A 13153-nucleotide genomic window follows, 5' to 3' on the forward strand; every position below is an offset into this window, starting at 1 on the left:
TCAAAGATTTTCAGCATACTGATAAAGCGCACGTAAAATTGCTTGTTTATTCGCATCATCAGGCGATTGTGCAGCCAGCTGTTCAATTTCCATCAGGTAAGGCTCAAGGGTAATAGACGCTACTGAATCGGGGTCAGTAAGGCGCGCAGTACGATGATTTTGCCAGCGTTGTACTTCAGATTCACTCAGTGTGTGTGGATAGTTTCTGGCGCGATAGCGAAACAGCATGGTACGTAATGTCTGATTCTGGGTTTTGTCTGACATGGCTGCTAATTGTTCAGGCTCCTGTTCAATGACCTCATTACACCACCGACGCTCTTCATTACTTAAAAAGCCTCCGCTATATAAAGTATAATCAGGATCATCCTGATCATTGTCATGCATCGTGTCGTAAATCTGAGTGATTTTTGGCGCTAAATCGGGCGCGGCGGCCAGCTTTTTAAAGTTGCTCAGGCAGTACTCCCGGTCAAGTCCTAATCGCTGCGCATTGTCCTGGGTCATTGCTTTGGCAGTAGTAATGAAAGGGGAGCGATTAATATGTATCAGTTTTAGTCCTGGTCTTGGCAAATCACCCAATGTTTCTTTATTGGCATATAGTCGCCCGGCGATGTCTTCAGCTGGTAAATCAATAATGGCATCAACATCTTTGGCTAAATCAACAACAATGACGGCATTGGAATTAGTCGGATGCGGAGCTACTGGCATTACCCACGTCGCACAGCCATGACGGGCGGGCAGCTTAGATGAAATATGCAAGACCACTGACGGTTTATTTAACGCCAACCGGGACAGAACATTTTGCTTATTACGTAATGAAAATGCGTAATCAAACAGCTTTGGCTGCTTTTCTTTTATCAGCTTTGCTAACGCAATGGTGGCATATACATCGCTAAGTGCATCGTGGGCCTGCCCGTGTTCAAGATTATTTTCTGCAGTCAGATCTTCAAGCCGAAAACTGGGCGTTCCGTCATCTCGCACCGGCCAGTTTATGCCGTCTGGACGCAGCGCATAACAGGCTCTGGCCAGATCGATAATATCCCAGCGACTATTGCCGTTGCGCCATTCCCGTGCATAGGGGTCAATAAAATTTCGGTGAAAAAGGTGACGGGTAACCTCGTCATCAAAACGGATGCTGTTGTAGCCGGCTACACAGGTGTTCGGCTGGCCCATATGCTGAGCAATCCGAGTAGCAAACTGTGCTTCTGCCATGCCATCGCGAAGGGTTTGCTGTGGCGTGATGCCCGTGACCAGGCAAGCACCGGGTTGGGGCAGATAATCATTGGCAATCTGACTCATTATATTGATAGGCTTACCGACGATGTTAAGGTCCATATCGGTTCTGATGGCCGCAAACTGACAAGGCAGATCCTTTTTCGGACTGGTGCCAAACGTTTCAAAGTCATGCCAAAGGAAGGTGGCGTCTGTGGTCATATCGTACTGATGTAAGCGAGTAAATGATGGCGGCAGTGTACACCGCGGCGGGTAAAAGTAAAAATCCCTCGGGTTGAGAGGATTGTTTAAAGGTCTCGCTGGCACGATTATCGCAATGATACTCGCAATGATACTCCGGCAAATATCATAATTTAGTGTGACTGACGCCGATTTAAAACCAATGCATATCAGTATCTGATGAAGAAAAAGAAAACAAATTAGTGCCTTTAAAAGTAATAATAGAGTAGTACAGGAGAGTCACATGCTAAAACAGTTACGACGTCTGGGTCTAACCGGGACCCTGTGTGCGTTATCACTGTCTGCTTATGCAGACATCGCGATAGTCGTTCACGGTGGTGCCGGCACCATCTTAAAAAAGGATATGACCAGTGAAAAAGAAGCGGCTTATGTAGCCAAACTCAAAGAGGCAGTGCAGGCGGGTTACGCCAAACTTGAAGCAGGTGAGCCCGGCGAGGATGCCGTGGTGGCAACCATTCAGATACTGGAAGCATCGCCTTTGTTTAATGCGGGTGTGGGCGCTGTATATACCTATGACGAAGAACACGAGCTGGATGCCTCGATAATGCATGGTGCGCATCGCCAGGCTGGCGCAGTGGCAGGCGTGAAAACTATTCGTAGCCCTATCGCAGCGGCACGCGCCGTCATGGCCCATTCGCCTCATGTAATGCTGGCTGGAGAGGGCGCGGAAAGCTTTGCCCGGGAACAGGGCCTGGAGATGGTCGACAATAACTATTTCGACACCGACCACCGCCTTGAAGCGTTAAAAAAGGTCAAAGCGCGGATGCAAGAAGCCGGTAAACAAGCAGGTGGTCAGCAGGGCGCGGAAAAAATGGGTACGGTTGGCGTGGTGGTGATGGACGCTAAGGACAATATTGTGGCAGGTACCTCAACCGGGGGAATGACGGCAAAACGCTATGGACGTATCGGTGACTCACCGGTAATTGGGGCCGGGACATTTGCCGATAATAACAGCTGTGGGGTCTCAGCTACCGGTCACGGTGAATATTTTATTCGTTACAATGTTGCAGCAGATATTTGCGCCCGGGTCAGGTACCACGGGGTCAGTGTGACCCGTGCAGCCGATACGGTTATCAATGATGTGTTAAAAAATGCCGGCGGAACGGGCGGCGTTATTGCCATTGATAGACAGGGTCATATCGCTATGCCATTTAATACCCCAGGCATGTACAGAGCGAGTATTGATAATAACGGAAAGCTTACCGTGGGAATTTATCAGGATGTGCTTGAAACAAGCCAGATTAACGCTCAGTAAAGTGCAAAAAAAGTGTCTGAAAATTCGCTCAATTGGCTTCTCGCAGCTAGGCTTATAGTAATGCCGGAGTCAGTTTTACCGGTATCAAACAAACTATCAAACCTGACAAAAAACAGTAGTCGTTAGGTACTACTTTAGGAGTCGCTATGGAATCACTGCAGGTATGTGATTATATGAATCATCGTCCGGTCAAGCTGACCAAAGATATGCCGGTAGCCGAAGCGGTAGAGCACTTGTTGCAGACCGGTCACTCGGGTGGTGCGGTGGTCGACGATCGAGGTCGGTTGACGGGCTTTTTGTCCGAACAGGATTGTATCCGGCAAATGATTGAATCATGTTATTACCGTGAGCAGGTTTGTCGGGTCAAGGATATTATGCAAAGTCCCGCGCTTAGCGTTAAGCCTTACATGTCTGTCATTGAATTAGCGCAACTGCTTTTAAAGGATAAACCGCGTATTTATCCTGTGGTAGATGACGATGGCGTGTTGGTGGGTAGTATCAACCGTTCGGCAATACTTAAAGCCATCGATAAACAGCTTCGCGCGGGCTACGAAGTTGCCAGTTGAATAAGGTGTTTCTACCAGCAGCAATGCTGCTGGTTTTGTAAGCCCCAATAGTTCACTTAGGCGTATAAATATGGCGTCTGTGCGTTTAATACTGGAAATAACTGTCCATTTTGCCTAGGATCTTGCGCTTTGCAGTTAAGCGTCGAGGAACTACATTGGATTCAGAAACTACTACCCCGTCGGTAAGCACTTTAGGTTCACTGCTCAATTCAGCCATGGGCAGTGACCGTTTCAGGTTGCGTCGACGCCTGAATCAGCTTAAACGGGGGAACCTGAATACCAATGCGCTTGAAAAACTGCACCAGGACATACTCCGCTCAGCGCAAAGGCGCGAGAATCGGGCAAATAATCTGCCTGATATTACCTATCCACCATTACCTGTCAGCGATAAAAAGGATGATATAAAAGCAGCCATTGCCAGTCATCAGGTTGTTATTGTGGCCGGCGAAACCGGTTCGGGGAAAACCACGCAGTTACCCAAGATTTGCCTTGAAATGGGGCGTGGCGTAGACGGCATGATTGCCCATACCCAGCCTCGACGTCTGGCCGCCCGCAGTGTGGCAACGCGTATTGCAGAGGAAATGGATACCGCGTTAGGGGACAAAGTTGGTTTTAAAATTCGCTTTTCAGATAATGTCAGTCAGAACAGCTATGTAAAATTGATGACTGACGGCATGCTGCTGGCAGAAATGCAGCAAGACCGGTTTTTAAATCAATATGACACCATCATAATCGACGAAGCTCACGAGCGTAGCCTTAATATCGATTTTCTGCTCGGCTATATCAAGCAATTGCTGGCTAAACGTCCGGATCTTAAGCTAATCATCACCTCTGCTACTATCGATCCAGAACGTTTTTCACGGCATTTTAATGATGCGCCGATTGTGGAAGTCAGTGGCCGGACTTTCCCGGTTGAGATTCGCTATATGCCGCCTGAAGAATTGGGCAATGATATAGACCAAAGTGATGCCATCATTGCTGCAGTGGATGAACTGATGAGAGAGCCGCCGGGTGATATTTTGGTATTCCTGAGCGGTGAAAGGGAAATCCGCGATGCCCAGGACGCGTTATCCAGGCAGCAATACCGTAATACAGAAATTGTTCCTCTATACGCCCGTTTATCCGCCGCCGAGCAAAATCGGATTTTTCAGTCGCATGGTGGTCGCCGTATTGTGCTGGCCACCAATGTTGCCGAAACATCGCTCACCGTGCCTGGCATAAAATATGTTATCGATCCCGGTACGGCGCGTATTTCGCGTTATAGCGCGCGCTCAAAAGTGCAGCGGTTACCGATTGAGCCAATTTCTCAGGCGTCGGCTAATCAGCGAGCAGGGCGTTGTGGACGGGTTTCAGAAGGCGTTTGTATTCGGCTTTACAGTGAAGAAGATTACCTCGGCAGACCGGAGTTTACCGACCCGGAAATTATACGCACTAATCTGGCATCGGTTATCCTGCAGATGGCAGCGCTGGGGCTGGGTGAGATTAGTCGCTTTCCCTTCGTCCAGCCACCGGATAACCGCAATATCAATGATGGTTTCAGGCTGCTGGAAGAAATTGAGGCCATTGACCGTAAAAAAGGTAAAATAGCGCTGACCGGGATCGGGCGGCAAATTGCCCGACTGCCAATTGATCCGCGCTATGCGCGGATGGTATTGGAGGCAAATAAAACCAACGCCCTTAAAGAGGTCATGGTTATTGCGGCGGGTTTATCTATACAAGATCCCAGAGAACGCCCCAGTGATAAACGTCAGCAGGCTGATCAGGCGCACAGTGAGTTAACCGATAAAGATTCTGATTTTATCAGCTTACTCAATACCTGGAATGCCTTTCGCGAGCAACAAACTGCGCTGGCCAACAATCAATTGAGAAAATGGTGCAAGGCACATTTTATCAATTACCTGCGCATGCGCGAGTGGCAGGATATTGTCAGTCAGCTCAAAAAGTCGCTGGCAGAGCTGAACCTGGGTATCAGTAATCAACCGGCAGATTATCAGGCGGTCCATCAGGCAATTTGTAGCGGACTGCTGTCTCACCTGGGTACGAAAGACAAAGAAAAAGAGTATCTGGGGTCCCGTAATACCCGTTTTATGATTTTCCCTGGGTCAGGATTGGCCAAACGTCAGCCAAAATGGGTAATGGCCGCTGAACTGGTGGAAACCTCCCGTCTTTTTGCTCGGGTCAACGCCCGTATTGATCCAGCCTGGATAGAGCCACTGGCCCGTCATCTTACCCAGTCCAGCTATGCTGAACCCCACTGGTCAAAAAAGCGCGGGGCAGTGATTGCTTATGAAAAAGTCACATTATTCGGGCTCCCCATTGTGGCCAAACGGCCGGTGGTTTATAGCAAAATCGATCCGGCATTATGCCATGAACTCTTTATTCGTGAGGCGCTGGTTAATGGTGATACCCGGTTAAATTATCCTTTCTTACAAGAAAACCAGGCCCTGTTAGCACAGGCCGATGAGCTGGAGCAGAAGACCCGACGGCGCGATTTAATTGTGGAGGAAGAAACGCTGGTGGCATTTTATGCTAACCGGTTGCCGGAAGAGGTTAACAACGACGCTGCATTTAAAAAGTGGTACAAGCACAATAGTAGTTCCGTGACGTTAACCTTCACGGAGCAGGATGTTTATCGCGAACAACCCGATGCGGCACAAAATGGCTATCCGGATGTTTGGAAGCAGGGCAATGTTACGTTGCCGTTAACCTACCATTTTGAGCCCAACGCCGTGGACGACGGGGTCACTGTAAATATTCCTCTACCGGTACTTAATCAGATCCACGACACCGGATTTGACTGGCAAGTGCCGGGCTTGCGACATGACAGGGTTGTTGCACTGATAAGAAGCCTGCCCAAGCGGCTGCGCAAAAACTTTGTTCCCGCGCCTGATTTTGCTGATGCGTGCCTGGCCGACATTTCTGATCAGGATAAACAGGGTTATCCAATCTCGCTTATTCAGGCACTGAGCCATAAATTGCATCGAATGACCGGCGTTGTGGTGACCGAAGAGGACTGGAACCTGCCCCAGCTGGAAACACACTTAACCATGCACTTTGCGGTGGTAAGTGAAAAGGGCGAGGTCATTGCCCGAGGTGATGACCTGGCGCTCCTCAAGCAGCAATGTCAGGGCAAAGTACAGCAAACCTTTGAGCAGGCAGCCACGCCGGAACTTGAACGTAAAGGCTTACAGCAATGGGACTTTGACAGCTTGCCGGAAACGTTTACCCAGAAAGTGGGCGGCTTTGAGGTGCAGGCGTTTCCCGCTCTGGTTAAAAATGGTGAGCACGTTGATATCACCCTCATTGACGATGAGGACAAAGCAAAACAACTCCATAACCAGGGCGTTAATACGTTGATTCGTGCTGCTATTCCGTCACCGGTGGGACATCTGGAAAAGAAACTGCCAAATAAAGCAAAACTGGGCCTGTATTTTAATCCGTTCGGCCAGATCAAAGCGTTGGTAGATGACTGTATTTTTGCCGGGATCGATGTGCTTCGAAGTAAATTTGAACATGAGCTGGGCACGGCAATCCGTAACGAGCAGGATTTTAAGCAGTGCGCTGACTGGATACGCGGAGAGATCAATGACCAGGTGCTGCAGATTGCGCAACAGGTGGAAACCGGATTGACACTCGCCCACCAGTGCCAGAAACAAATGAAAGGCAGCATACCATTGACTATGGTGGGAGCTATGGGAGATATAAAACAGCATCTTTCGTCACTGGTTTATCCAGGCTTTGTTACTGATATAGGAGCTGAAAAATTATCCGACTGGAACCGATATATTCGCGCTCTGGTTCGCCGCCTGGAAAAACTGCCCATTGACCCGGCTAAAGACAGACAAGCACAGCTCACCATTGACAAAGTAACGGCAGAGTTTGATAAAACAACACAAAAATACAGTCAAGGTAAAATTCCGCCTTCGTTATTACAGGGGCGTTGGATGATCGAGGAATTGCGAGTATCGTTATTTGCTCAGCAGTTAGGTACCGCTTACCCGATATCAGCCAAACGAATTCAGAATTTTCTTGCAGAATTTTAGCCCTTTTGGGTAAGTGCGCCGTAAACATCAGCTCAATATGTTGTTAAAGCATGTTAGCCGTTGGGGTTGTACCTGCCTATAATCCCTGTTGACAAGTAAACTGTAGCCGCCTATAACGAGTACTTCGGCGCGAGGTTTGTCGGTACTACCGATACAGGAGTCAGGAGAAGTAAAATGTTGGGATACGATGATAAGCGTAACTTTTTTAGAATGATGATAAATTCACCTTGTCAGGTAGAGATCGATGATGAGGAATCAAGTCGTACATTACAGGCGGTATGTAAGGACATCAGTGCCACCGGTATGTCTTTGGAAGTGGATGAGCCTTCTGTCGAGTTGGGGACAGAAGTAAAAGTATCCATTGAGTCCACCAGTTCACAAATTCCTTCGCTTTCGGCCAGTGCGACCGTTGTCAGATGTGTGCAGGAATCGGAAAACAGCTGTATTATCGGTGTTGAAATATCAGAAATGAAATGATAGATGTGGGCGGCAACAGACCGCCCACACAGCGAGGTAGCATCAGTATACCTGACAAATGAGGCCTTTAAGATAGTAACCCTCTGGGTAAGTGCTACTTACCGGGTGGTCAGGCGCCTGTGATAGTCTTTCAATAATCTTTACCCGCCGGCCAGCGTCCAGCGCTGCATCAGCAACTATCTTATTGAATAAATCAGATGGCATTAAGCCGGAACAGCTAAAGGTCAGTAACAGCCCGCCAGGTTTGACCGCATGAATGCCGTACATATTGATATCTTTGTAGCCACGGGCGGCTTTGTTCAAAGACGCTTTGCTGTCGACAAATTTGGGTGGATCAAGAATAACCATATCAAATTGTGTTTGGTTCTGATGATAGTGTCTCAGCACTTCAAAAACATCGCCTTTCACCATCGACGCTTTGTCAGCTTCATAGTTATTCAGCGTTAGATGTTGCCGGGCAAGTGCTAAGGCAGGTTCCGATACATCCACATTAGTCACATGGCTGGCGCCACCTTTGAGCGCATAACAGGCGAATGTACCGGTATAACTAAAACAATTGAGCACTTCACGACCCCGGGCGTAATGTGCAGCGCGTGCGCGACTATCACGCTGATCCAGGTAAAAGCCTGTTTTATGGCCGTGTTCTATATCTATTAACATCCGGATATCATTTTCTTTTATTTCAACCTGGGTAGGTACTTCATCCGTTAAGGGGCCGGTTATTTGTTCCAAACCTTCTTTTTTGCGCACATCAACATCGGAACGCTCATACAGACCAATGCCGGGTAGCAGTTTTTGCAACGCCCAAACAATTTTACTGCGCTGTTTGTCAGCGCCGGCACTGAGTAACTGCAAAACAGCCACCGTATTGTATAAATCAATAGTAACACCGGGTAAGCCGTCAGATTCTGCTGCCACTAACCGGTACGCATTGGTGGACGCTAAGTCAATGACAGTTCGTCGCAGAAGAATAGCTTCTTCAATACGTCGCATAAAAAAGGCGTTGTCTACCGGCTCGTGCTCATCAAAGGTCCATATTCTTACGCGAATCTGTGAGTCGGGTGAATACGCGCCCCGGCCAAGCCAACTTCCGTCGCTGCTGACGACCTCGACGGTATCACCGCTGCGACAGCGGCCTTCTACACTGGCTATTGCGCTGGCGAACACCCATGGGTGGTGGCGTTTAAGCGACTTTTCGCGTTCCGGCTGAAGAATAATTTTAGCGGACATAATACTTCTTTGTAGTCATCAGATAGCGCCGCAGTATAGCAGAATCATCTGTTTTGCCGAACTATACGTAATGCCCGTATTACAAACTTTTGCAGGTGAAATATGCGATACATAGACTTTGACAGTGATGGTGGGCCGCAGGATATGAAGATCCGGACCACTGAATCGCCGATAGTGACAGCCGGGAAAGTGAAAATAAAGGTCCATGCGTTTGGCGTTAATCGCGCTGACACTTTACAACGGCAGGGCAAATACCCGGCGCCGCCGGGAGAAAGTGAGATACTGGGACTTGAGGCCGCGGGAGAGGTTCTGGCAGTGGCAGATGATGTAAGTCGCTGGAAGCCTGGCGACAAGGTGTTTGGCCTGATGCCAGGCGGTGGCTATGCCGAAGAAGCCATTGTGGATTCACGCCATTTGATGCCAGTGCCGTCTAACCTGTCTATGTCGCAAGCCGCCGGACTCAGCGAAGTTTTTCTGACAGCGTTTCAGGCGATATTTGAGATTGCAGCTACGCCAGCTAAGGGCAAGGCACTCATTCATGCGGGTGCCAGTGGCGTCGGGCTGGCCGGTCTGCAATTGTGTAAACTGGCCGATATACAAACCGCCGTTACAGCATCGGGCCGCGAAAAGTTGGCGTTGTGTCAAAAAATGGGTGCCAGTCAGTTAATTAATTATACGCAGGAGGACTTTGCACAAATTTTATCTGACCAATGGCCGGAAGGTGTTAATACAGTAATTGATTTTGTAGGGGGCGATTATCTTAACCGCAATCTGTCCGTTTTAGCAAAAGACGGTACAGTGGTGTATCTGGCTATGTTGGGCGGACGCTACGCGGATAAGCTGGATCTTGGTCTGATGCTGGGCAAGCGTGCCCGGGTTGTCGGCTCAACATTGCGTAGTCGTAGCGATGACTACAAAGGGGCACTTATCGAGGCGTTTACTGACCGCTTCCTGGGGGGATTTTCTACCGGTGATTTGCAGGTTAATGTTGATACCGTGCTGCCGGCAGAAGATATCGCCACGGCTCACCAGCGTCTTGAAGATAATGATACCAGCGGCAAGCTGGTGATGACCTGGTAAACGCATGCCAACTGGCTAATCAGCCACAAACCCCTCGTCCGTTTGTGAGGGCTGATTAGCCGCGTTTCTGGCCAGTTCATCACAGCGTTCATTTTCAACATGGCCAGAATGACCTTTAACCCAGTGCCACTTGATATCGTGCTTCTTCACTGCGTCATCCAATCGACGCCACAAATCAGCATTTTTCACCGGTTTTTTCGCTGCAGTACGCCAGCCATTTTTACGCCAGTTGTGAATCCATTGATTAATACCATTTTTAACATACTGACTGTCTGTGGTGATATCGATCTGGCATGGCTCACTGAGTGCGTTAAGCGCAGCAATAGGTGCCAGTAACTCCATACGGTTGTTGGTGGTTTGATAAAAACCTTCGCTAAGTTCTTTGCGGTGTGTGTTGTAAATCATCACTGCCCCGTACCCTCCCGGTCCGGGGTTGCCAAGGCATGATCCATCAGTATAAATTTCTATCGATTTTTTGCCCACTGGCGCTCCTTTTTTTGGCTGACCCATAGTCAGTTGCTATGGGATTGGTATACTACCAAAAACAATGAAGCAACGAGAATATAAACATGCGTCAGATTGTTCTGGATACAGAAACCACCGGTATAGATCCCAAAGAAGGTCACCGAATTATCGAAATCGGCTGTGTGGAGGTTATCGACCGCAAACTGACTGGCAATCATTTTCATGTGTACATCAACCCTCAGCGTGAAATTGAACAGGAAGCCATAGAGGTTCATGGCATTACCAATGAATTTTTGGCAGACAAGCCGCTCTTTAAAGATATTGCCACGGAATTTGTCGCCTTTATTCGAGGCGCGCAGTTGGTTATTCATAATGCGCCGTTCGATGTGGGCTTTATGGATCATGAGTTTGCAAAACAGACCTCAACCGCAGCACTGAAAACCCGGGATATTTGCTCTGTCCTGGACACCCTGGCGGTGGCTAAGCGTACTCACCCGGGACAAAAAAATAATCTGGATGCCTTGTGTCGACGCTATGGCATTGACAACAGCCATCGTGAGTTACACGGGGCGTTACTGGACGCTGAGATTCTGGCAGACGTTTATCTTATGATGACGGGCGGCCAGACTAAGCTTAATCTGGCCGGGCAGGGCAGTGAGGGTAGTGAAGGTGATACTACCATCCGCAGAGTAAATCGAGGCGCAAATAAATTAAAGGTTATCCGGGCTTCCGCCGATGAATTAGAGCAGCATGAGGCACGGTTAGATATTGTGCAAAAAAGCGGTGGTCAATGTTTGTGGCGGGCAAATCATAGCGAATAGCGCGTTCAGGCATTGTGTGTAACACAACAATAAAGCGTATTAGCAGTATGAAACAACGTGGTCTGTTACTGATTATTGGCGTTTGGCTGATACATGCTGGTCTGGTGCAAGCCCAGGAAGCAGAAAACGGCGATAATGCTATTCCTGCCAGAGAAGGCATACCGGCAGAAGCGCAAGCTAAAGAAAAAGTCCCCGTTAATACTGCGGTCATTGATCAGCTTGGCGATGACTATCAGAACTCTATAAAGTTGCTGCAAAATCGGTTTCGTATCGACCATAAGGTTGATGAGATCACCATGGTGCTATTTCGTGAATATGGTTCCGCTCCCGCCGTGTTGGTAAGACCGGATGGGTCAAAAATTTATCAGTCCCGCGCAGAAGAAGAAGGCGTTATCTGGTATGACGATGCCACCTTCGACATGGTCACAATAAAAAATCCGGTGCCGGGCCCCTGGCAGGCAGTAGGTCAAATCAAGCCTGAAAGCCGGATTATGGTGCTATCTGAACTCAGGTTACACGCAGAGCCATTACCCCAGACAATTTTCTCTGGCGAAATCGTTAAACAAACCGCCCACCTTACTAATGGCGATGAGCCAATCAATCAACCAGGTTTTCGCGATGTGGTAGAACTCGATGTCGAGTTTATCAGCACTAACAATCCTAATTACGATAACTTCGGTGCCGATAATACAATAATTGCAACATTTACAGACAATGGCAAAGGAATGGACGAACGTCCGCGGGACGGGGTATTCACCGGCCAATTTAATTTATCAGTGCCAGCCGGTGAGTGGACGCCGGTTTTCCGGGTTACTACTCCGATGTATACCCGCGAACAGGTCGATGGAAATTTGATGTTGTTTCCTAACCCGGTAAATCTGGATGTGATGCTGGCGCAAGGAGAAGAGAATTACCACACCCTTAGTATCGATGTGAACCGCGAACATGTAGATATACAGTCCATACTTGTGGACGGTAAAATCCGATATCCTAATGGAGATATCCAAAATTTTTCTCTGACTGAGCCCTCGCCGTCAGTACGAACTCAGCGAATACTGGCGCTCGATCAGGGGCAGTTTACGGTCAAGCTGACGGTATACGGGCAAACTACCAACGCGCGTGACTTCATACTTGATGTTCCGGCTTATACGTTTGAAGTGTTACCACCAACACCTGAATCTATGCCTGCTGATTCTCAGGAGGATGCCCAGTTGCCAGAGCCAGCCTTAGCCTCTGAAGCAGTTGATACACCGCCGGCTCCAGAGCCGGCGGAGGAAAAAATGGCAACAGGCACTTTAATAACATTGCTTATCGCGGTAAACACAACCATCTTGCTGGTGGTATCAGGCGTAGTGTGGTTTATAATTCGGCGCCGAAAAATGCCCGCCGGAAACCAGGTGTCTGAGCACAAAGAAAAGATGCCTCGACTAAAAGGCCTGTTTAAGCGTAAACCGGGCACGTCTGAACAAGGCTGAAAAGAGCGCGACAGGCAGTGTAGTTGATGGTTATTTCACCATTATGTCGATTAGACGTGCAAACAGTGCAAATCAGCCTTTTTTTCACAAAAAAAGCATTGACTCTTTATTTCTATAACCGTATTATCTGCGCCGCAGTGAGGGGGAACAGGCTTGTTAGTCAGGATTCAACTCATTGAAAGTATTGAAAAAGTGGAGCGGTAGTTCAGTTGGTTAGAATACCGGCCTGTCACGCCGGGGGTCGCGGGTTCGAGTCCCGTCCGCTCCGCCA

10 protein-coding genes and 1 tRNA gene are annotated in these 13153 nt (G+C 48.6%); 8 read left to right on the top strand and 3 right to left on the bottom strand.

What is annotated here, in order from left to right; all coding sequences use genetic code 11:
- On the bottom strand, positions 1–1431 hold the full coding sequence (gene sbcB / locus F458_RS0100670) for an exodeoxyribonuclease I (RefSeq protein ID WP_018981440.1): 1431 nt from the start codon (positions 1429–1431) through the stop codon (positions 1–3).
- A 262-nt stretch (positions 1432–1693) separates the two neighbouring features.
- On the opposite strand from sbcB, the gene F458_RS0100675 reads away from it, so the two are divergent.
- The 4 genes from F458_RS0100675 (at position 1694) to F458_RS0100690 (ending at position 7811) form a co-directional block, all read left to right on the top strand.
- Positions 1694–2725, top strand: coding sequence for an isoaspartyl peptidase/L-asparaginase family protein (locus tag F458_RS0100675; RefSeq protein WP_018981441.1), 1032 nt, complete (start codon positions 1694–1696; stop codon positions 2723–2725).
- 146 nt (positions 2726–2871) lie between these two features.
- On the top strand, positions 2872–3291 hold the full coding sequence (locus F458_RS0100680) for a CBS domain-containing protein (protein WP_018981442.1): 420 nt from the start codon (positions 2872–2874) through the stop codon (positions 3289–3291).
- 155 nt (positions 3292–3446) lie between these two features.
- A complete protein-coding gene (gene hrpA, locus F458_RS0100685; protein ID WP_018981443.1) occupies positions 3447–7334 on the top strand; it encodes an ATP-dependent RNA helicase HrpA in 3888 nt (1295 codons plus the stop codon).
- Positions 7335–7508: 174 nt separating this feature from the next.
- Positions 7509–7811: a PilZ domain-containing protein gene (locus F458_RS0100690; RefSeq protein WP_018981444.1), complete on the top strand. Its 303-nt coding sequence runs from the start codon at positions 7509–7511 to the stop codon at positions 7809–7811.
- A 42-nt stretch (positions 7812–7853) separates the two neighbouring features.
- Here the strand turns inward: F458_RS0100690 and F458_RS0100695 are convergent, their stop codons facing one another.
- Complete coding sequence (locus tag F458_RS0100695) at positions 7854–9041, bottom strand: class I SAM-dependent rRNA methyltransferase (protein WP_018981445.1); 1188 nt, start codon at positions 9039–9041, stop codon at positions 7854–7856.
- Between the two features lie 102 nt (positions 9042–9143).
- Here F458_RS0100695 and F458_RS0100700 point away from each other — a divergent pair, with 102 nt between their 5' ends.
- Complete coding sequence (locus F458_RS0100700; protein WP_018981446.1) at positions 9144–10121, top strand: NAD(P)H-quinone oxidoreductase; 978 nt, start codon at positions 9144–9146, stop codon at positions 10119–10121.
- A 15-nt stretch (positions 10122–10136) separates the two neighbouring features.
- Here F458_RS0100700 and rnhA read toward each other — a convergent pair whose 3' ends face one another.
- Positions 10137–10631, bottom strand: a complete 495-nt coding sequence (gene rnhA, locus F458_RS0100705) for a ribonuclease HI (protein WP_018981447.1) — start codon at positions 10629–10631, stop codon at positions 10137–10139.
- Between the two features lie 59 nt (positions 10632–10690).
- Here rnhA and dnaQ point away from each other — a divergent pair, with 59 nt between their 5' ends.
- The 3 genes from dnaQ to F458_RS0100720 all read left to right on the top strand — a co-directional run bounded on the left by dnaQ (position 10691) and on the right by F458_RS0100720 (position 13153).
- A complete protein-coding gene (gene dnaQ, locus F458_RS0100710; protein WP_018981448.1) occupies positions 10691–11407 on the top strand; it encodes a DNA polymerase III subunit epsilon in 717 nt (238 codons plus the stop codon).
- Positions 11408–11454: 47 nt separating this feature from the next.
- A complete protein-coding gene (locus tag F458_RS0100715) occupies positions 11455–12882 on the top strand; it encodes a TIGR03503 family protein (protein ID WP_018981449.1) in 1428 nt (475 codons plus the stop codon).
- A gap of 194 nt (positions 12883–13076) precedes the next feature.
- Positions 13077–13153, top strand: a tRNA-Asp gene (locus F458_RS0100720).

This window comes from Salinimonas chungwhensis DSM 16280, from assembly GCF_000378185.1.
Classification (GTDB): Bacteria; Pseudomonadota; Gammaproteobacteria; order Enterobacterales; family Alteromonadaceae; genus Alteromonas; species Alteromonas chungwhensis.

Bases quoted from the DNA above. Each gene is read 5' to 3' on its own strand.
- sbcB (WP_018981440.1), bottom strand. From the start codon at position 1,431: ATGACCACAGACGCCACCTTCCTTTGGCATGACTTTGAAACGTTTGGC.
- F458_RS0100675 (WP_018981441.1), top strand. From the start codon at position 1,694: ATGCTAAAACAGTTACGACGTCTGGGTCTAACCGGGACCCTGTGTGCG.
- F458_RS0100680 (WP_018981442.1), top strand. From the start codon at position 2,872: ATGGAATCACTGCAGGTATGTGATTATATGAATCATCGTCCGGTCAAG.
- F458_RS0100690 (WP_018981444.1), top strand. From the start codon at position 7,509: ATGTTGGGATACGATGATAAGCGTAACTTTTTTAGAATGATGATAAAT.
- F458_RS0100695 (WP_018981445.1), bottom strand. From the start codon at position 9,041: ATGTCCGCTAAAATTATTCTTCAGCCGGAACGCGAAAAGTCGCTTAAA.
- F458_RS0100700 (WP_018981446.1), top strand. From the start codon at position 9,144: ATGCGATACATAGACTTTGACAGTGATGGTGGGCCGCAGGATATGAAG.
- rnhA (WP_018981447.1), bottom strand. From the start codon at position 10,631: ATGGGTCAGCCAAAAAAAGGAGCGCCAGTGGGCAAAAAATCGATAGAA.
- dnaQ (WP_018981448.1), top strand. From the start codon at position 10,691: ATGCGTCAGATTGTTCTGGATACAGAAACCACCGGTATAGATCCCAAA.
- F458_RS0100715 (WP_018981449.1), top strand. From the start codon at position 11,455: ATGAAACAACGTGGTCTGTTACTGATTATTGGCGTTTGGCTGATACAT.